The sequence below is a fragment of the Candidatus Vicinibacter proximus genome, from assembly GCA_016713905.1.
In the GTDB taxonomy this organism is placed as follows: domain Bacteria; phylum Bacteroidota; class Bacteroidia; order Chitinophagales; family Saprospiraceae; genus Vicinibacter; species Vicinibacter proximus.
The window spans coordinates 322,383-340,559 of record JADJOE010000003.1; the positions used below are offsets into that span (position 1 = coordinate 322,383).

General features: G+C 37.9%; 18 protein-coding genes. 9 read left to right on the top strand and 9 right to left on the bottom strand.

Features of this window, described 5'->3' with window-relative positions:
* Nucleotides 1–22 precede the first annotated feature (22 nt).
* From IPJ83_09850 to IPJ83_09860, 3 genes are read right to left on the bottom strand one after another with little or no spacing between them, the layout of a single operon-like run.
* Nucleotides 23–820 carry a hypothetical protein gene (locus tag IPJ83_09850; protein MBK7880841.1) on the bottom strand — a complete coding sequence of 266 codons (798 nt, stop codon included), beginning with the start codon at nucleotides 818–820 and terminating at the stop codon, nucleotides 23–25.
* 7 nt (nucleotides 821–827) lie between these two features.
* Nucleotides 828–1,907 (bottom strand): M42 family metallopeptidase, encoded by a 1,080-nt coding sequence (locus tag IPJ83_09855; GenBank protein MBK7880842.1) that lies wholly within the window; start codon nucleotides 1,905–1,907, stop codon nucleotides 828–830.
* A 10-nt stretch (nucleotides 1,908–1,917) separates the two neighbouring features.
* Entirely contained in the window at nucleotides 1,918–2,562 is a 645-nt protein-coding gene (locus tag IPJ83_09860; protein ID MBK7880843.1) for an orotate phosphoribosyltransferase, read from the bottom strand.
* Nucleotides 2,563–2,590: 28 nt separating this feature from the next.
* Here IPJ83_09860 and IPJ83_09865 point away from each other — a divergent pair, with 28 nt between their 5' ends.
* Nucleotides 2,591–3,223: an NUDIX hydrolase gene (locus tag IPJ83_09865; protein ID MBK7880844.1), complete on the top strand. Its 633-nt coding sequence runs from the start codon at nucleotides 2,591–2,593 to the stop codon at nucleotides 3,221–3,223.
* Between the two features lie 46 nt (nucleotides 3,224–3,269).
* Nucleotides 3,270–4,064, top strand: a complete 795-nt coding sequence (gene dapF / locus IPJ83_09870) for a diaminopimelate epimerase (GenBank protein ID MBK7880845.1) — start codon at nucleotides 3,270–3,272, stop codon at nucleotides 4,062–4,064.
* Nucleotides 4,065–4,111: 47 nt separating this feature from the next.
* Here the strand turns inward: dapF and IPJ83_09875 are convergent, their stop codons facing one another.
* On the bottom strand, nucleotides 4,112–4,531 hold the full coding sequence (locus IPJ83_09875; protein ID MBK7880846.1) for a nucleoside-diphosphate kinase: 420 nt from the start codon (nucleotides 4,529–4,531) through the stop codon (nucleotides 4,112–4,114).
* Nucleotides 4,532–4,642: 111 nt separating this feature from the next.
* On the opposite strand from IPJ83_09875, the gene IPJ83_09880 reads away from it, so the two are divergent.
* The 5 genes from IPJ83_09880 to IPJ83_09900 all read left to right on the top strand — a co-directional run bounded on the left by IPJ83_09880 (nucleotide 4,643) and on the right by IPJ83_09900 (nucleotide 10,565).
* Nucleotides 4,643–5,650 (top strand): bifunctional oligoribonuclease/PAP phosphatase NrnA, encoded by a 1,008-nt coding sequence (locus IPJ83_09880; protein MBK7880847.1) that lies wholly within the window; start codon nucleotides 4,643–4,645, stop codon nucleotides 5,648–5,650.
* 15 nt (nucleotides 5,651–5,665) lie between these two features.
* Nucleotides 5,666–6,565: an FKBP-type peptidyl-prolyl cis-trans isomerase gene (locus IPJ83_09885; GenBank protein MBK7880848.1), complete on the top strand. Its 900-nt coding sequence runs from the start codon at nucleotides 5,666–5,668 to the stop codon at nucleotides 6,563–6,565.
* An 80-nt stretch (nucleotides 6,566–6,645) separates the two neighbouring features.
* A protein-coding gene (gene prfB / locus IPJ83_09890) for a peptide chain release factor 2 (protein ID MBK7880849.1) occupies nucleotides 6,646–7,750 on the top strand; the annotation gives its coding sequence in 2 pieces (ribosomal slippage) (nucleotides 6,646–6,693 and nucleotides 6,695–7,750; 1,104 coding nt in all).
* Nucleotides 7,751–7,915: 165 nt separating this feature from the next.
* Nucleotides 7,916–8,986, top strand: a complete 1,071-nt coding sequence (locus IPJ83_09895; GenBank protein MBK7880850.1) for a PorV/PorQ family protein — start codon at nucleotides 7,916–7,918, stop codon at nucleotides 8,984–8,986.
* Nucleotides 8,987–9,128: 142 nt separating this feature from the next.
* The gene (locus IPJ83_09900; GenBank protein MBK7880851.1) at nucleotides 9,129–10,565 is read left to right on the top strand and encodes a hypothetical protein; all 1,437 of its coding nucleotides are present in this window, start codon (nucleotides 9,129–9,131) and stop codon (nucleotides 10,563–10,565) included.
* A 48-nt stretch (nucleotides 10,566–10,613) separates the two neighbouring features.
* On the opposite strand, the gene IPJ83_09905 is transcribed toward IPJ83_09900, so the two are convergent.
* From IPJ83_09905 to IPJ83_09920, 4 genes are all read right to left on the bottom strand, one after another.
* The gene (locus IPJ83_09905) at nucleotides 10,614–11,219 is read right to left on the bottom strand and encodes a hypothetical protein (GenBank protein ID MBK7880852.1); all 606 of its coding nucleotides are present in this window, start codon (nucleotides 11,217–11,219) and stop codon (nucleotides 10,614–10,616) included.
* Nucleotides 11,220–11,241: 22 nt separating this feature from the next.
* On the bottom strand, nucleotides 11,242–12,126 hold the full coding sequence (locus tag IPJ83_09910; protein MBK7880853.1) for a hypothetical protein: 885 nt from the start codon (nucleotides 12,124–12,126) through the stop codon (nucleotides 11,242–11,244).
* Between the two features lie 383 nt (nucleotides 12,127–12,509).
* Nucleotides 12,510–13,571, bottom strand: a complete 1,062-nt coding sequence (locus IPJ83_09915) for an NTP transferase domain-containing protein (protein MBK7880854.1) — start codon at nucleotides 13,569–13,571, stop codon at nucleotides 12,510–12,512.
* A gap of 22 nt (nucleotides 13,572–13,593) precedes the next feature.
* A complete protein-coding gene (locus IPJ83_09920; GenBank protein MBK7880855.1) occupies nucleotides 13,594–14,889 on the bottom strand; it encodes an aminotransferase class I/II-fold pyridoxal phosphate-dependent enzyme in 1,296 nt (431 codons plus the stop codon).
* Between the two features lie 86 nt (nucleotides 14,890–14,975).
* Between IPJ83_09920 and IPJ83_09925 the strand changes: the two genes are divergently transcribed.
* Nucleotides 14,976–15,698, top strand: coding sequence for a TIGR00730 family Rossman fold protein (locus tag IPJ83_09925; protein ID MBK7880856.1), 723 nt, complete (start codon nucleotides 14,976–14,978; stop codon nucleotides 15,696–15,698).
* A gap of 129 nt (nucleotides 15,699–15,827) precedes the next feature.
* Entirely contained in the window at nucleotides 15,828–16,754 is a 927-nt protein-coding gene (locus tag IPJ83_09930) for a pyridoxal-phosphate dependent enzyme (protein ID MBK7880857.1), read from the top strand.
* A gap of 26 nt (nucleotides 16,755–16,780) precedes the next feature.
* Here IPJ83_09930 and IPJ83_09935 read toward each other — a convergent pair whose 3' ends face one another.
* Nucleotides 16,781–18,169: a GIY-YIG nuclease family protein gene (locus IPJ83_09935; GenBank protein MBK7880858.1), complete on the bottom strand. Its 1,389-nt coding sequence runs from the start codon at nucleotides 18,167–18,169 to the stop codon at nucleotides 16,781–16,783.
* Between the last annotated feature and the right edge of the window lie 8 nt (nucleotides 18,170–18,177).

The following is an 18,177-nucleotide window of genomic DNA, read 5'->3' on the forward strand; positions in this document are numbered from 1 at the left end:
CTTTTTTTTGACAATAAAAGAATTAATTTTCGATCAGATAAAGTGCCAGACCTTGAGCAAGAATTAATCCGTCTGCCAGCCATTTAATATCGTCATGCCATTTCTTTAGAAAGTAACTCCTGGCAATTATGATACCTAAAAGTAAATAGGAGCCGATAAAAATCTTAAATGTCTGGCTGTTGAACATGCGATCACCATACATTTCAATGACAATCCACGCACCTAAGGAGAGGGTAACAGCCATGAAACCAAGGTTAAACCAGTCCCCAAAAATCACAGACAATGTTTCATGTTGATGCGCCTGATCATTCCCTTTATCCAATGCATCAAAGTATAGGGTTAAGGTAAAAATAAATAAACTGAATTCACTGACCAGCAAATAATTTTTTGCAGTATACAGATCCACTTCTGCGACATAAAATATTGCTGCAGATACCCATCCACAGGTTATGCACAAATTTTTGATAAAAGCAAAATCTCTGAGTTTAAAGAGGTTTATGTGAAGATGATAAAATACAGCTAAGAATCCAAACATAAATACACAGTGCCACTGATAATTGCGAATCAGAAAAATTGAAACTAGCGCTGAAATTAAGGAAAGTCCGAGTACAAAATAACTAAAGTATTTATGTACTAAAAATTTACCGTGTTCGAGATTTGGGGAAATCACTTTTTGATACATAAAATACCCCAACGTAGCACTAAGCATAAAAATTTGTTCTGACTTACTCAGGTAGGTCCCATAGGCAAAAAAATAAAAGCCCTGAGCTACACAGCATGCTATTACTGCATAATAGAATGGGACTATCAGAGGTCTCATTTATTTTTTAAAAGTACTTTAAGCTTTCTTTAGGATTAATGTTAAGCAATACTTCATAAATCAGCTTAATCACATTTTCAACATCTTCAATATTTGCTGACTCAACCGTGGTATGCATGTATCTTAAAGGCAAAGAAATCAAACCTGAAGGAACTCCACCATTACTGTAAGCAAAGGCATCTGTATCTGTTCCTGTACTTCTTGAAGCCGCTGACTTTTGGATCGGTATTTTTTTCTTTTCTGCGGTGTCTACAATTATTTTTTGCAACTTGTTATGCACAGCCGGCGCATAACAAATTACAGGTCCTGAACCGCATTTGATACTGCCTTGCTCTTTTGTTTTTACCATAGGGGTATGGGTGTCGTGTGTCACATCCGTTACAATGGCCACATTTGGTTTAATGGTCTGCGTAATCATTTCTGCTCCTCTTAGACCAATTTCTTCTTGTACAGAATTTACTACATAAAGAGAAAATGGCAGTTTCTTCTTATTCTGTTTGATCAGCCTGGCAACCTCTGCAATGCAAAATCCACCCATTCTATTGTCTAACGCCCGCCCGACATAATATTTGTTATTCAGTTTTATAAGCTCATCTTCATAGGTAATCACGCACCCTACATGAATACCCATTTTTTCTACTTCCTCCTTGTCCTTCGCCCCAATGTCAATAAAAATGTTTTCAATGGTTGCTGTCAAATTAGTATCATTGCCCTTTCTCATGTGAATTGCAGGCCAACCAAAAATTCCTTTTACAATGCCTTTAGGTGTATGTATGTTTACTCTTTTTGAAGGTGCTATAGATTGATCAGCACCCCCGTTTCTAATGACATAAATAAATCCATCATCGGTAATGTAATTTACCATCCAGGAGATCTCATCAGAATGGCCTTCAATGATTACTCTGAAATCCATCCCCGGATTAATGATACCGTATAACGTACCATAATAGTCCAGATGCCATTCATCAATAAATGGTTTAATATACTTAAGCCATATTTTCTGTCCCTCCGCTTCGTGACCGGTGGGAGAGGCATTGTTCAAATATTCAAATAAGAATTCTTCTGATTTTTTTGTAATTAATGACATATAATTGGGCTTAATTATGGTTGACAAAGGCATCTGACCATAACTTCGGATTAAGGTTCCAGGATTTCAAATTTTCGTAATCTGGGGAAGAGATATATTTTGCTTGCAAAGCACGTACCAAAAGTGTCTGAAAGTCTGTTAATGACTTGAATTTTATGTTTTGGGCATTAAATTTTTCAAATGCAGACTCAAAGCCATACTGAAAGATAGAAAGAACACCCACCACTTCATAACCAGACTGTTGGAGCGCATGTACCGCTTCCATAGAACTGCCTCCGGTAGAGATGAGATCCTCTATTACCAGAACTTTTGAATTTTCAGGCAATTGTCCCTCAATGAGGTTTTTCATGCCATGTTCTTTTGGTTTGTTCCGTACATAGCAGAATGGAAGTTCGAGGCGGTCTGCCACCAAGCCCCCCCAGGCTATACCGGCGGTGGCTACCCCGGCAATGGCATTCATGCTCTCAAAGCTCAAAGCTTCTCTGGCTAATGCAGCAACAACAATTTTTCTGACCTCCGGAAATGATAGGATCAGCCTGTTATCACAATAAATAGGTGATCTCAGACCGGAAGCCCATGTAAAGGGATTTTGAGCATTTAACTTAATTGCGTTAATTTGCATCAATCTGTCTGCTATGTTGTTTGCCAAATTCATGATTTAACCTATGTCGAAAACGCGCCAAATGTACGAAATTTATATAAATGACCGATTATTGGTGCTTCTTTCCGAGGCGGAATTGTCAAATTACCAGACCGATTCCTCTACCCTGGTGATGCCTTATATGGGGATTAAAAAGAATCTGTTCCAGTTTATGGACATTCTGGAAAAATCAAACCGTTTTAGTAATGTTGTCCTGTTTTCCAAGGATTTGAAGCAGTTGTACGAAGATATCTGCAGCTTGTTGTTGATCATTCCTGCCGGAGGGGGTATCATCAAGAATTTGGACAATAAGATTTTAATGATATTCAGAAAAGGTTTTTGGGATTTACCAAAAGGTAAATTGGATCCTCAGGAAAAATTTAAAGATGCAGCATTAAGAGAGTGTCAGGAGGAAACAGGTTTGCAAAATCTTAGTTTGGATGGTAAATTCGAAATGACGCTCCATTTTTTTAGAGATAAATCTTACACAAGATGCCTGAAAAAAACAAAATGGTACTTAATGAGCTATCAGGGAGTAGCACCACCAATTCCACAGATTGAAGAAGACATTGAAGGAATTGGATGGTTCGGCCTACAGGATGCCTTGCAGTTAAGACCAATGCACCTCAGCATTTTGAATCTTTTGAAAAATTATAAATTGAAATCAGAAATTTGATTTTATTCTACATTTTCAGTTAATTATTAATGTCATTTTTTTATTCATGAAAATTGAAAATTTACCATTTGAAAAATTCCAGGGTACAGGTAACGATTTTATTATTTTGGATTTTTTCGAATTTGAATTTCTTGATCTCCATCAACATGAATTCATCGAACGGATGTGCGATCGAAGATTTGGAATTGGTGCGGATGGATTGATTGCCGTATGTAAAGAAGATGGGTATGACTTCCGTATGAAGTATCTCAATTCTGATGGTAGATTTTCTACCTTCTGTGGCAATGGTAGTCGTTGTGCTTCTTCCTATGTAGCGCAAAAACTTAATTTAAAAACTTTAAATTTTATAGCAGCAGATGGTCCTCATTCTGCTTGGATTAAAGATAATTTCGTTTCCGTGAAAATGCAGGATATCCAAAATTATGAACAAACCCCTTTTGGACCTTTGATCCAAAGTGGTTCTCCACACTTGATCCGCGAAGTTCCGAATCCATCCATGGTGGATGTTTTTACGCAAGGAAAAAAGCTTAGATATGATTTTTCAACGGAGGGCGCCAATATTAATTTTGTCAGTAATAACAATGGATTCATCCAAATAGCCACCTACGAACGGGGTGTTGAAGACAAGACTCTGTCCTGTGGAACAGGGATAACTGCATCCGCTTATTTCTATGCTGTGAAAAATGGGGTGCAGGGTGACATAGTCCAAACCATCGAATCTGAGGGAGGGACATTAACTGTTTCATTGCACCTCCAAGGCAAGATCGCGACCAACGTAATACTCAGTGGGCCTGCAGAATGGGTTTACAGCGGTTTTTACCCAATGAATCCTATCCGATAGATTCTCCTTCGTAAAGAAAATCTGAAGAATTTTTTAACGCTAAGTGTTTAAAAAATCTCTACTCCGGCAAAGTGAAATGCACCTTCTATGGCCGCATTTTCATCGGAATCTGAACCGTGAACAGCATTTTCTCCAACACTTTTAGCAAACTGAGCTCGAATAGTACCCGGTTCGGCGTTGGCAGGGTTTGTAGCGCCAATTAGCTTTCTAAAATCTTCAACCGCATTTTCTTTTTCCAGAATAGCTGCAACAATAGGACCTCTGGACATAAAATCTACCAGTTCGCCATAAAATGGTCGTTCACTATGTACCGCATAAAATTCAGCTGCTTTATCCCTGGATAGCCTGGTGTATTTCATGGCTACTATTTTAAAACCTGCGCTGCAGATTTTATCCAGTATTCCACCAATATAACCAGATTCTACAGCATCCGGTTTGATCATTGTAAAGGTTCTGTTACTTGCCATTTTCTATTGTTTAAGAGGCGCAAAGCTAATATCTCCCAAATTTTTTATCGACATCTTAACATTCTGTTCAATAATATTTTCATAAATTCTACTCACTTTTGTCCTGATTATATGGAGGATCTTAGCAAATTATCAGAATTATTGGCATTTCCAAAGGAAATTGTGTTGCTTTCTCACAGGAATCCGGATGGAGATGCAATTGGATCTTGCCTGGCCTTAAGTCTTTATCTTCAGGGAAAAGGGCATAAGACCAGTGTTCTTTTTCCAAGTGAGTATCCTTTGGCTTTCGAGTGGATGCCCCAATCTGAAGAAATTATCATTTATGATTTGACTCCTTCTGTTGCTGAAAATGCGATCCAGAAGGCTCAAATAATATTTTGTCTGGACTTTAATTCACTGGATCGAATTGATAAAATGGGGTTGAAGGTACATGCGTCCACGGTTCCTAAAGTGTTGATTGATCACCACCTGGATCCGGAACCCTTTGCAGACCTGGTGTTTTCCAATACCAGCTACAGTTCAACGTCCGAAATTGTCTACCACATCATCAAACAGCTTGAACCATCGAAACCAATCTCAAGATTGATTGCCGATTGCTTGTATACTGGAATAATGACGGACACAGGTTCATTCCACCATTCTACCTCAGCCGAAGTGTTCAGATTAATGGCAGAACTTAAAGAAGGTGGACTTGACGATACCCATATTCAGGAATTGGTAAACAACAGCCAACCCGATAAGTATCTGAAATTATTAGGCCATTGTTTGCACAACAGAATGGAACTTATTCCTGAATGGAATTTGGGTATCATTTATTTAAACAGGGAGGATTACAGGAATTTTGATATCCAGCGGGGAGATACAGAAGGTATTATCAATTACTTAATGATGCTCAAAAGTATCAAGGTTGGTATCCTCATCATGAATCAACCTTCCATTGTAAAGCTAAGCATGAGATCTAAGGGAGATTTTTCCGTCCAAGCTATTTGCAGAGAGCATTTTAACGGGGGAGGACACCGCAATGCTTCCGGTGGAGCTTCCAGACTAAGTCTTGAAGAAACCATCAAAAAAATTAAAGACATTTTTCCCGGATATGTCTTTGCCAATCAATTAAATTAAACAAAACAATTAAATATGAAATCAAATTTGCTGTTATTATGTCTTGCCATTTTGCTGGGTAATGTTGCCTGCAAAAAAGGTGGATCCGTAAAATCGACAATCAATGGGCATAAATATACCATCATCCAGGATGAAACTGGTCCAAATGCCAAGGAGGGAGATTATGTCTATTTTACCTATATGGTTAGAGCTAAAGACTCAGTAGTTTTTAATTCTGCTATGCAGGCACCGGTAATCAAATTCAAGTTACCAAAAATTGAAAAAACCGATGATCTCACTAAAAGCCAGCCGATACTGGAACTATTGATTAACATGTCCAAAGGAGATAGTGCAACCGTATCTCATGTAATTGATGAAAATGTAAAAAAACAGATTGGCATTCCGGACATTTCTCAATTGGAATACGATGTTAAATTGGTGGACATCAAAACTGAAGCCGAGTATGCTGCCGACATGGAAGTAGAAGCAAAAGAGCGCAATGAAAAAATTGCTGCTTCACAAGCTTTGGTTCCGGAAATTGAAAAGAGCATCAAAATGACCATTGAAGATTTTAAAAGTGGCAAAAATAAAGATCAGGTAATCACCACTGCATCCGGCTTAAAATATATCGTACATACCACAGGTTCCGGAGAAAAACCGGAAATAGGTAAATTGGTATCCGTAAATTATTATGGATCCTTAATGGACGGTACAAGATTCGATGATTCATGGTCAAGAGGTCAGGAGTTTAGCTTTCCTATTGGTCAGGGACAGGTTATTAAAGGATGGGATGAAGGTGTTTCCTTACTTCCTATTGGATCTAAAGCAACTTTCTTTATTCCTTACGCTTTGGCTTATGGAGAAGCAGGGTCTCCACCAACAATTCCTGCAAAATCAGATTTGGTTTTTTATGTAGAACTGAATGGTGTTAAATAATATTTATCTAAATTATATTGAATTGCCTCGGGAACAAACCCGGGGCAATTTTTATTGTTAACCTGTAAAATCACCTTTTAATGACTTTAGATCAATTAAAAGAGCTTAAAGCGCGGCTCGGTGAGTTAAGGAGGTTTCTTTGACGTCGATAAGAAACTCCTCGAACTAGAAGATAAAGAACAACAAACCCTGGACCCGGATTTCTGGTCTAATGGTCATAAGGCAGAAATGATCATGAAAGAAATCAAATCGCACAAAAAGTGGATTTCTTCTTACATGAATGCCAAGTCACACCTGGATGATTTGGAAGTTTTGTTGGAATTTTTTGACGCAGGCGAGGTTTCAGAAGAAGAACTGGATCACAAATATGATGAGTGCATCAAGCTTGTGGAGGACATTGAGTTTTTCTCCACATTAAATAAACCCGAAGACGAATTGAGCTGTCTGGTAGAAATAAACTCTGGAGCAGGAGGAACTGAAGCTTGTGATTGGTCTGCAATGTTATTCAGAATGTACCAGATGTGGGCGGAAAAAAGTGGCTTTAAGGTTACAGTGGTCAACAAACAAGATGGGGATGTGGCCGGTATAAAAACCGCGGAACTCGAAATTCAAGGTGACTACGCTTATGGTATGTTGAAGGGAGAGAATGGTGTACATAGACTTGTGCGTGTGAGTCCGTTTAACGCACAGGGTAAGCGAATGACCTCTTTTTCTTCCGTTTTTGTCCATCCTTTAGTAGATGATCGCATTGAGGTGGAGATTAATGTAGCAGATCTGGAATGGGATACTTTTAGATCAAGCGGCGCAGGAGGTCAACACGTAAATAAAACGGAATCCGCGGTAAGGGTAAGGCATTTACCCAGTGGAATTGTAGTTGAATGCCAACAAGAAAGGTCTCAGCACCAAAACAGGGAAAAAGCATTGCAAATGCTTAAATCCAGATTATACGAAAGGGAATTGCAACGGCAATTTGAAGAAAAAGAAAAACTGGAATCCACTAAAATGAAAAATGAATGGGGGTCCCAGATCCGTTCCTACGTATTGGACGACCGGAGGGTCAAAGACCATAGAACCGGTTTTCAGACCGGGAATACGGATGCGGTTTTAAATGGCGGATTAGATGATTTCTTGAAGGCTTTTATGATGCACAAAACTGTCGGGGAAGGGGATATTGATCTAAATTAAAAGGGATTTAAACTCTCCGAATATTCTGATAATATTGTAAGTCAGACCTAATCCTTAAAGATTTTCAATCAAACACTATAAAAGGGCTGAATATCGTTAGATATATATAAGTTATTATATATTATTTATTTTTATTATATATTTGTGCTTCCATTGTCTATAAATATGAAGAAACTGCCACTTTTAATTTTGTCCCTTTGGTCCAGTATTGTACTTTTTGGTCAGGCACCAAAATTCAGTAATGACTTTCTCAATGTGGGTGTAGGGGCAAGAGGAATGGCCATGGGAGGAGCAGTGAGTTCGAGCTCCTTTTCGATAAATTCCGGATATTGGAATCCTGCAGGGTTGGTACATGTACCTGTTAATTTTCAGGTGGGGGCTCAGCATGCAGAGTGGTTTGCCGGAATTGGAAACTATGATTTTGTCGCCTTTGGAAAGAAATTAGATTCAGAAGGCAGGTCTTTTGGGTCTTTGAGTCTGATTAGAATGGGGATTGATGATATCCCGAACACACTGCGGTTAAGGGCTCCCGATGGCAGTATCGATTATGACCGATTGAGTACATTTAGTGTAGCCGATTACGCTTTATTGGTCTCCTACGGCAGAAAATTAAAGGATGGTCCGTGGGCATTGGGATTGAATGCTAAAGTTATTCACAGAGCATTTGGAACATTTGCATCTGCCTGGGGATTTGGAATAGATGCAGGAATACTTTATAGAAGAGACAGATTAAGTTTTAGCCTAATGGGCAGAGACATTACGACGACTTTCAACGCATATAAATTCAGTTTTTCTGATGATGAAAAAGCAACTTTATTACTTACGGGAAATGACGTGCCTGTAAGTTCTGTTGAATATACACTTCCTAAATTGATCACTGGTTTAGCCTACAATTGGCGTTTAAGCAACAATGTAGGACTTACAACTGCATTGGATATTGAATTTTCAACCAACGGAACGCTTGCTGCGCTAATTAGCAGTGATAAATTTGTAGCAGACCCAAAACTTGGCTTTGAGCTCGACTTTAAACAAAAAGTTTATATCCGATTTGGTGCTTCTAATTTTCAAACTATTTTGTCTGATGAAAGTCCCGGTAAAGAGGAATTCAGTGTGCAACCGTCCGGAGGCTTGGGTCTTAAATTTGGAAAAATAGGGCTGGATTATGCTTTGACCAACATAGGTAATACGGGTGCGGGATTGTATTCCCATTATTTTTCCTTAAATCTGGATTTTTAATTTTTCCATCATTTTTTTATTAGGCGAGGGAGTAATCTGAGATCATCTTTAGCATTCAATTGGTTCCTTGGATGTTAATGCGTTCAGGAAGAAGAATTCAGACTTGGACTATGAGTATCTTTAGATTCTAAATGTCCAGAATATGCGCCAATTAAAATTCATTCCATTTCTACTATTGCTGTTTAATCTTATCCATGCACAGGAATTAATCTGGTCGCCGGAGATCAAAATTAACCCTGCGAAAACTGGCTCCAATGTCAGGCCCAGAACTATTTTTTTAGATCAGGATCATGCAATGGTCCTGTGGGGACAGCTTGTGACCAAAAGAATACAATATGTACTTTGGGAAAATGGAAAAGTATCCAATATTTTTACACCAAATCTAAATGGCCTTCAACCTTTCATAAATGATTGGGCGAGTACTGAATTGGCAGGAAGGGACAACTTTGTCTATATAATTTTTAAAACTGATCCTGCAGAGTCCGGTAAAATTTACCTCATGCGTTCGGAAGACTATGGCAAAAATTTCAACTTACCTATTCCGATAGTTAATCCGGACACATTCTATTGTCGGTTTCCCGGTGTATCTGTGGATATTAATCACCAACCTATTGTTAGTTACATGAGATTTAACAAAGATTGGTCAGAGCCACATTATGTCAGTATCCGTTCTGAAAATTTTGGAAATGATTTTGATGGTTTCCGTGAATTGGTTGAGCCGCAATTTGGTGAAGCCTGCGATTGTTGCCCTGTAGCGATGGAATCAGATGCAAATCGCTTGGCTGTATTTTACAGAAACAACCGGGGCAATGTAAGAAATATGGCAGTTGCAATTTCTGAGAACCGCGGGGTAAATTTTAACATCCATACGGAGCTGGATAATAAAGATTGGGTTATTTTTTCATGTCCCTCAACAGGTGGGGATGGCTTTTTTAATGAAGATATACTCCATACTTGCTGGATGAGTGGAAGAGTAAATCCACCGAAGGTTTTTTATTCCAGTTATAATATTGCTACAAATAAACTGGAACAAGTAATGAGTATGGATCACCAGAAGGGTAGAGGTCTAAGTCAGAATTATCCAAGGATGGCCGGAAGCAAAGACACAGTTGCTATGGTTTGGCAAGAAGCCGACAACAACAACGATATTTATTTTACCCACTCTACAGGTATTTCCACAGATCTTTTAAAAAACTCTTTTAGAATTAATGCAGATCAAAATGGGAATCAAACCCACCCCGATGTTGCATTTCATTCGAATAAAATCCTGGTTTCATGGTCTGATAATGCGGATGGAACTGTTCGTTTGATGGAAGGTAAATTCAAACTGAGTTCACAAACCAACCATCTTAACGAAAAACCTTCATTGTACACAATAGTACAAATAGGCAACACGCTTAAGATAACTACCAATGAAATGGTGGAATTTATTCAGGTACTTGCAGCTGATGGAAAGAGATTATACTTTGGTAAGGAAACCGATATCCGCTTGAATTTAATTTCTTCTGAATTATTGATACTTGAACTTAAACTCAAGAACAAACCAATACTGCACAAGACCATTACATGGAGAGGTTAAACCTATACAGTTGATCCTTAAAAGTCACTTTATCACATTGCGAAAATTTTAATTACAGGCACCATGATTCTCACTTTCTGAAATTAAAATATCCGGCCATTCCACGCACTTAAGATAAGTCGCTGCAAATTCTATTTGCAAATTTGCAGTGCCGTTAACCTCAGAACCTGTAGGAAATGTTCTACCTACTGCTCTGAATCTAATGATCTTACCATTGGTTATCACCTGATCTAATTGAGTGTTTAATAAGTCTGTCAAGGTCAGAGATACGCCTAAAAGATTTACCTTTTTTGTCTGCGGATTGAATTCGAAAAAGCCCTGCTTGACTGCTACAGATCCTTTGTAAACGGACAATAAGGGAATGGCATCACAATACAGGTCAAATAACACACTGTCTGCCTTGACATCATTTAAGTGAACCTCAGCAAAAGCACGTGTAATAATTAACTTCGTTAGTTCAACGTCAGAGTCAAGGTTCAATTTATTAATAATATCAGATTTACTAATTGACTTTGCAATCAAAACACCGGTTTTTGTAAATTCACCTAATTCATTGATGTTTGGATTGCTGGTAAATTCTAGTTTGACTTTTTTAGTTTCTTCACATCCTGAAAAGAGGAAAATCGTTATTATTAAGGTTAATATATTTTTCATTTTTAGCTGAAATTAAATATCATTATTTAAATCTTAATCCAAATCCGACAGAAGCAACAACTGGCTTAAATCCTGAACCTTCTGCATGTAAGTAAAATTTCCAAAGCTGGATTCCACCTCCCAATCCAAAACGTATCGGCTGATCCCCTTCATAGACTACTGATCCATCGCCGTTCTCCGCATCCGCATAAAAGAACTCATATTTATTCTTTTGAAGAGCGGCAAATCCATAATAATTAAAAATACCTTTTTGTTGTCCGGCATTCACTTGGGCCAGGATACTGTTTCCGGTTAAATATTCGCCTATTTTAATTTGATTATAACTGGCTCCTACGCCAACAAAATAGTCCTTTGCACCCCAATATGGACTGATGAAATGTTGAATACCCCCACCAAATAATTTGATGCTCTTTAGATCTCCACCAAAATCCAGAGCTAAAAACCTAAAGCTCAAATTTGTATTAAAGAAGTTGCCGATTTGCAGGGACGGAAAAAGTAAATTCACTCGATTTATTCCAAAGCCACCCGGAAACACATAAGCATTTCCGGTCTGATCAACAGCGGTTAAAGCAGAATTGCTACCGAAAACGGTGGGCGCGTTAGCAACTGTGAGCTCACGGGAAAAAGGCTCCTCTGTAACGCCATCAAAACTTTGCATGCTTCCTGGAATGAAAGCAGAAGTAACATTCAGACCGACATAAATATGAAACTTTTGAATGGAATCATACAAATAGGAAAAACCTGAGGAATTCATGGAAGAACCAACCACATCGATAAAAGGACTAATGTAGCCATCGGAATTACCCGTTCTCAGGTAACTTTTTGCGGCAAATTCATTTATGGGCTGACTAAAAAGATTCGAATGAATCAACATTACGCTCAGCAAAAGTTTACACAAACTTTTCATACTTGAGTTTTAATAACGACCATATTGAACACATTTGCACTCAGGAACAATTTTCGGACCACCGCTCCCAGTTAACGAATATACGGAAACAATGATAAAATCAAGGTTTTAATTAAAATTTTTTTGATTTAACCTAAAATTTGGACCCATAAATGATTTGAATAAACTTTAAAAGTAGGGAGGTGGATGAGAATTTGAGTCCACTGACAGTCCGGGTGGTGTAAGTATTTAATGGTAAGGTTCTATTGTAGGATTGTATAGGTCATGGAGTTCCTTTTAGTTGCTACAATTTAGAGCCTAGATAATTTTAGCAGATGCAATATCTACAAAGGAAACTGCCTATTGAATCCCATTCTAAAATAGTTTGAGAATTTAGCTTTATACTAGGTTTTATGATTGCCAAATTTGATTCCAACCTCTGCTGTAATTTGTTTTATTTTTTGCTCGTCGTTTTTGTCGCAAATCAGTAACGCGTCCGGAGTGTTGACAATAATGAAATTTTTCAATCCTTGTATTGCTATGATTTGATTGGTCTCATTATGGATGATGCAATCTTCTGAGTCTACCAAAATATGTTGGTCATTGTTTACAGAATTACCAAATTTGTCATGGGGAAGTAAGGTGTACAATGAACCCCAGGTCCCAAGATCACTCCAGCCAAAGTCCACACTCTTGACATAGACCTGGTTGGATTTTTCCATGATGGCGTAGTCAATGGAGATGCTTTCACATTTGGAATAAACTGCTTCAATATTATTTCTGTCAAATGGGCTAAAGAGACATGCCATTGAAGGAGCATGTTGGTCAAAAGCTTCAAGAATAGTTTGTGTGTTCCAGAGAAACATGCCACTATTCCAAACATAATTTCCACTGTTCAGATATTCAAGAGCAGTATTGTGATCTGGCTTTTCCACAAATCGCTTTACGGGATAAATTTCATCAGAGATCATACCACTTTCATTCAATTGAATATATCCATAACCTGTGTCCGGTCTGGAAGCTTGTATGCCCATGGTAAGTATTGCATTGTTTTTTGCCAGAAAGGAAAATCCTTCAGCTACATCTTTGATAAATTGAAATTCATTTAATATTAGATGATCTGCGGGAGCAATGAGCATATCCGCATTTGGAGAAATTTCCCGGATTACATGTGCTGCATATAAAACACATGGTGCAGTATTCTTTCGTTCTGGTTCTGTAAGTATATTTTTTTCAGATATCAAAGGCAACTGATCCTGAACAAGAGCATAATAGTCTTTGTGCGTGACCACCAATATGCATTCCGGAGAGGTTATTTTACATAAACGATCAAAAGTCATTTGAAGCAGAGATTTTCCGGTTCCAAGTATGTCCAGGAATTGTTTTGGTTTTTGATTACGACTTGATGGCCAAAACCTGCTTCCTACTCCTCCCGCCATGATTACTGCAAATTTGGCTCTTGACATAAAGTTTTAAATTTTAATTCACTTATTTATTTAAAGATACAAATTGATCCATTCCCTCTTTAATCTGATTCAAGATGGTAGGAATATCTTCCTTACGTAGAGTGCCAACCGAGAGTCTGTACCACTCCGATTCATCGGAGGATCCAAATGCTTTAAAAGGAACCAACGCTACCTTGCAGGTATCTAATAAATAACGGGTAACATCTTTTTGTTGAGACAGTATCTCTCCTTCTTGGACCAATTTGTTTTTCCATGGAATTCTGACAGTAAGGTATATTGCACCCTGAGGTTCAATCACCTCAATCGGATATCCTTGTTTGCTTAAAGAAGAAAGTCCATTGTACAATGATTTGAGGCGGAATTCAATTTCAGGCTTGAACCAATTTAGATAGTGTTGAGACGCACCATCTTTTTTCAAAAACCATGCAGTCGCCATCTGCTCTGCTTTTGGAGCCCAGGCGCCCACATGTGACAAAATTGCCCTCATTTTATTCATTATTTCTATGGGGCCAAAACTCCATCCTACGCGTATGCCAGTGGCTGCATAAACTTTAGAAAGTCCATCAATATAAATGACATAATCTCTCAATTCCGGCACCAAACTCACAGGGTCAACATGTTCGAGTTCACCAAAGCACAATTGCCAGTAGATCTGATCATACAATATATAGAGTGGTTTACGATTGCCTTTACGTCGCTGATTTTCTTCCAGAACCAGCTGACATATTTCAAGAAGTGTATTTTTATCAAACACTGTCCCGGTTGGATTTTGAGGAGAACATAATGCCAACAATACGGCTTCAGATAAATGTGGTTTTAAATCTTCGGCGTGTGGCATGAAATTCTGCTCTTGTCCAACTTCGAGCTCAACTTTTTTTGCTCCGGAAAGATGGCAATAATGGTTGTTATTCCAGGAAGGTACAGCGTATATAACGGTGTCTCCTTCGTCTACAATGGTTCGGTATGTGGCATAGATTAAAGGCCTTGAGCCACCCGAAATCAAAATTTCCTCCGGCGAATAGTCCAGGCCTAATTTTTCTTGAATAAACCCGGAAAGCGCATTCCGTAGTTCAGGCACTCCATTTGCGGCTGGATAATTGGTGTAACCCTTTTGGTATGCTTCAATAATAAAAGCAGTCAATTCCTTTGGAATTGGAAATATTTCTGGATCAAAATCTCCAATGGTAAGATTAAATACGTTTACTCCGGATTTAATAAGATTGTTTATTTCGTTCCCCAATTTGATGATTTCAGACGGAATCAAATTGGCTGCCATGTTGGAAACTTCTGGTGGAACTTTTTTTGGTGAATTTATCATGTTGGGCTTCGCTTGAGCTGGTAAAATATTAATAAATTCTAATATTAGTATTTTTTTCTAATCTTGCAATCCAAATAATTTTATGGATGAAAGCCAATAAAAAACAAATAGAGTATCTGGAAGGCCCACTCAGTCGGTGGAAAGAATTTAAATATTTGATAGATGTTTGTTGGGATTTGTTTAGGGGAATCCGGTATTTGCATTTTGTAGGGCCTTGTATCACAGTATTTGGATCCGCTAGATTTAAGCCTGACCACATATTTTATAAGATCACTGAAGAAATAGCGGGAAAAATTGCCCAACTTGGATTTACCATAATGACGGGCGGAGGTCCAGGCATCATGGAGGCGGCCAATAAAGGAGCAAAAATGGTTGGTGGGCATTCTGTGGGCTGTAACATTGTGCTGCCATTTGAGCAAAAGCAGAATGCCTATTTGGATCATTTTGTGGATATGGATTACTTTTTTACCCGCAAAACCATGTTGATTAAGTACTCTTATGGCTTTATAGTTATGCCTGGAGGGTTTGGCACCATGGACGAATTTTTTGAAGCCATCACTTTAATTCAGACTGGTAAAATCTCTGGTTTCCCCATCGTGCTTTTCGGAACCGAGTTTCACAAGGACCTGCTGGAGTTTATAGATCATCTTGCTGCTTCAGGTACCATTGGACCTAAGGATAAGGATTTAATTTTTGTAACGGATGATGTGGATGCTGCTGTTGAATTTATTAAAGATCATGCCTTGGTTAGATCTACATTAGCACCACACAATCAATACAAACCTATTCCTTGGTTGTTTGAAAAGTAAATTTTTATTTTGAGTCCTTTTTATTTAAAGTTGTAGTTATCTCATAGAATGAAAATTTCACATGGGATATTGGAATTAAGTATTTTTCTGCCGTTTTTTGCTCGATAAAAATTATTATTAGTCCTTCCTGTGATAAAATATTTTGATGATCGGATAGTATTACCTAGTCCTCTTTTGGAGCTTGAATTGTCCGAAGTGGGGTCTACAGTCTGGATCAAAAGAGACGAATTGATTCATCCTTTGATCAGTGGCAATAAGTGGAGAAAATTACAAGGCTTCGTGAATGAATTTCTTCATTTGAAAGAGCCGAAAATTTTAGCAAGTATGGGAGGGATGCATTCTAATCACCTACACGCCCTTGCTTATGTTGCTTTTAAACTAGGCAAAGCTTGTGAGTTATTTGTTTATGGGCATTCTGGAAAAATTCCTAGTCCTGTTTTGGAAGATGCAAAACGTTGGGGGGCAAAAATAAATATGGTGAACAGAGTGGAAGCAGAAGTATTAAGGGAAGGTTCAGAATTACCGTCAGATGAATATTTTTGGATTCCGGAAGGTGGAGCCTCACCGTTAGCAGCATCTGGAATTGTGGAAATGCTGAATGAAATGCCCAAGGATTTTGATCAGGAGGAAAATTTAATTGCGGTTGCTATTGGTTCTGGTTCGACTGCTAAATATATTTATGAACATACAAAAAAAATCAAATTAGCTACATTTTCACCGGTGAAATCAAATTTCGTTTCGAAGGAAAATGCAAGAATAATTCCACTTGAAGAAAAAAATAAAATAGCTTTCGGAGCTTATGATTTTGATCTCGTGCAATGGATGGGTAATTTTCAGAAAAGCACCGGAGTGTTGCTGGATCCCATATATACAGGCAGATTGGTAAAGGCATTATCTGACCATTTGATAAAAGTGGATCTATACAAAAAAGTTTTTATTTTGCATAGCGGTGGATTGCAGGGTTGGCGTGCTTATTCCGATCGATATCCTCAATCCAGGAAGTTGGTAGAATTAACCGCTTTGGAAAAGTTGCTGAGAGAAATAACCATTGGGTAATTTTTACTTTGGTTTATTGTTGTGAATCAAAAGTACTTTTTTGTTAGCCCGGGATTATTTTTTAGATAATTAAGAATAATGCCATTGGATTCTATGTTCCCTTTATAAAAATTCAGATTAGTCTTTATTTCTTCAATGTCAGAATAATTTTCTTCCTTATTAAGGTATCCTGTTCTGGAACAAAATCCATTTTCAATCACAAAAGCTGCTTGTTCATCAGCATTTCTTCCACGATCAAAGAAGATGAAATTTTGAGTAAAAAAACGATTCACCTTTGAATGCATCGCCTCAAATCTTTCATTATAAGAAGCCATACTTTCTTTAACTGCACATACGCCATGACAAATTCCTAACTGGAATTTATTGCATGGTCTTAGTTCTTCCGTTTTTGCTTGTTGCACACTGTCACAAAGTTGGTATTGGTAGATAAGATAATCAAGATAATTATGTGCATTTTTAGTGTTGCTGAACAATTGGATAGCATCTTCATTACCTGCAAGCCAGTCTTTATGTTTAATGATGTATCTTAAGTGGCCTCCCGGAGCGGAATCTTTAATAAGGGCATAGGATTCCGTTTTGTTTTTCTGTGCCCGGTTAATTTCCGGCGAATGTTTTTTTATTTCAGCAGATTCCAACAAATAAGCCATGAGTTCACTACCTGTGAGAACATGTTCGATATGATGAACCATTCTTCTCATTTTGATAGTTTTGAACCCATCCTCATTGAAGTGTTGAAGAATTCTTTCACGAATATTGATACTTTTGCCGATGTAAACATATTTGCCGGCATCATCGCACATATAATATACTCCACAATCTTCAGGTAAGGCATCAATATCATCACTGGTTAAATGAGATGGTAATCTTGTAGCCCTAAGTGCACCCTTTATGTATTTGGTAAAACTGAAATCATTGTAATTGGCTTCCAGCAATAATTGAAATATTTTCAATGTTGCAGCTGCATCTTCATAAGCACGATGTCTGCTTTTTACTTCGATGTTAAAGTGCTTTATTAAGTTGCCTAAAGCATAAGAGCGAAGGCCGGGAAAATACTTTCGCGATAGTTGGACAGTGCATAATTTTTTTCTGCTGAAAGTGTACCCAAGGGTTCTGAATTCTTCTTTGATAAATGAGTAATCAAATTCTACATTATGGGCAACAAAAATACAGTCATGCGTTATTTCAATAATTCTCTTGGCAATTTCATAAAACTTAGGCGCGTCTTTCACCATCTCGGAATCTATTCCAGTAATTCTGGTAATTTCAAATGGAATAGAGCACTCAGGATTTACCAGAGATTCAAATTGATCAACTATTTGTCCATTTTCGAATACGATTATAGCTATTTCTGTAATTTTACCGGACCTGTATTGGCCACCTGTTGTTTCAATATCTATAATCGCAAACCTTGTCATGTCCAAAT

Excerpts from the sequence above, each read along its gene's own strand:
- IPJ83_09880 (MBK7880847.1), top strand. The coding sequence starts at position 4,643 with ATGGAGGATCTTAGCAAATTATCAGAATTATTGGCATTTCCAAAGGAA.
- IPJ83_09900 (MBK7880851.1), top strand. The coding sequence starts at position 9,129 with ATGCGCCAATTAAAATTCATTCCATTTCTACTATTGCTGTTTAATCTT.
- IPJ83_09865 (MBK7880844.1), top strand. The coding sequence starts at position 2,591 with ATGTACGAAATTTATATAAATGACCGATTATTGGTGCTTCTTTCCGAG.
- IPJ83_09905 (MBK7880852.1), bottom strand. The coding sequence starts at position 11,219 with ATGAAAAATATATTAACCTTAATAATAACGATTTTCCTCTTTTCAGGA.
- IPJ83_09855 (MBK7880842.1), bottom strand. The coding sequence starts at position 1,907 with ATGTCATTAATTACAAAAAAATCAGAAGAATTCTTATTTGAATATTTG.
- IPJ83_09925 (MBK7880856.1), top strand. The coding sequence starts at position 14,976 with ATGAAAGCCAATAAAAAACAAATAGAGTATCTGGAAGGCCCACTCAGT.
- IPJ83_09920 (MBK7880855.1), bottom strand. The coding sequence starts at position 14,889 with ATGATAAATTCACCAAAAAAAGTTCCACCAGAAGTTTCCAACATGGCA.
- IPJ83_09895 (MBK7880850.1), top strand. The coding sequence starts at position 7,916 with ATGAAGAAACTGCCACTTTTAATTTTGTCCCTTTGGTCCAGTATTGTA.
- IPJ83_09935 (MBK7880858.1), bottom strand. The coding sequence starts at position 18,169 with ATGACAAGGTTTGCGATTATAGATATTGAAACAACAGGTGGCCAATAC.
- IPJ83_09860 (MBK7880843.1), bottom strand. The coding sequence starts at position 2,562 with ATGAATTTGGCAAACAACATAGCAGACAGATTGATGCAAATTAACGCA.
- IPJ83_09910 (MBK7880853.1), bottom strand. The coding sequence starts at position 12,126 with ATGAAAAGTTTGTGTAAACTTTTGCTGAGCGTAATGTTGATTCATTCG.
- IPJ83_09885 (MBK7880848.1), top strand. The coding sequence starts at position 5,666 with ATGAAATCAAATTTGCTGTTATTATGTCTTGCCATTTTGCTGGGTAAT.
- IPJ83_09915 (MBK7880854.1), bottom strand. The coding sequence starts at position 13,571 with ATGTCAAGAGCCAAATTTGCAGTAATCATGGCGGGAGGAGTAGGAAGC.
- IPJ83_09875 (MBK7880846.1), bottom strand. The coding sequence starts at position 4,531 with ATGGCAAGTAACAGAACCTTTACAATGATCAAACCGGATGCTGTAGAA.
- IPJ83_09850 (MBK7880841.1), bottom strand. The coding sequence starts at position 820 with ATGAGACCTCTGATAGTCCCATTCTATTATGCAGTAATAGCATGCTGT.
- dapF (MBK7880845.1), top strand. The coding sequence starts at position 3,270 with ATGAAAATTGAAAATTTACCATTTGAAAAATTCCAGGGTACAGGTAAC.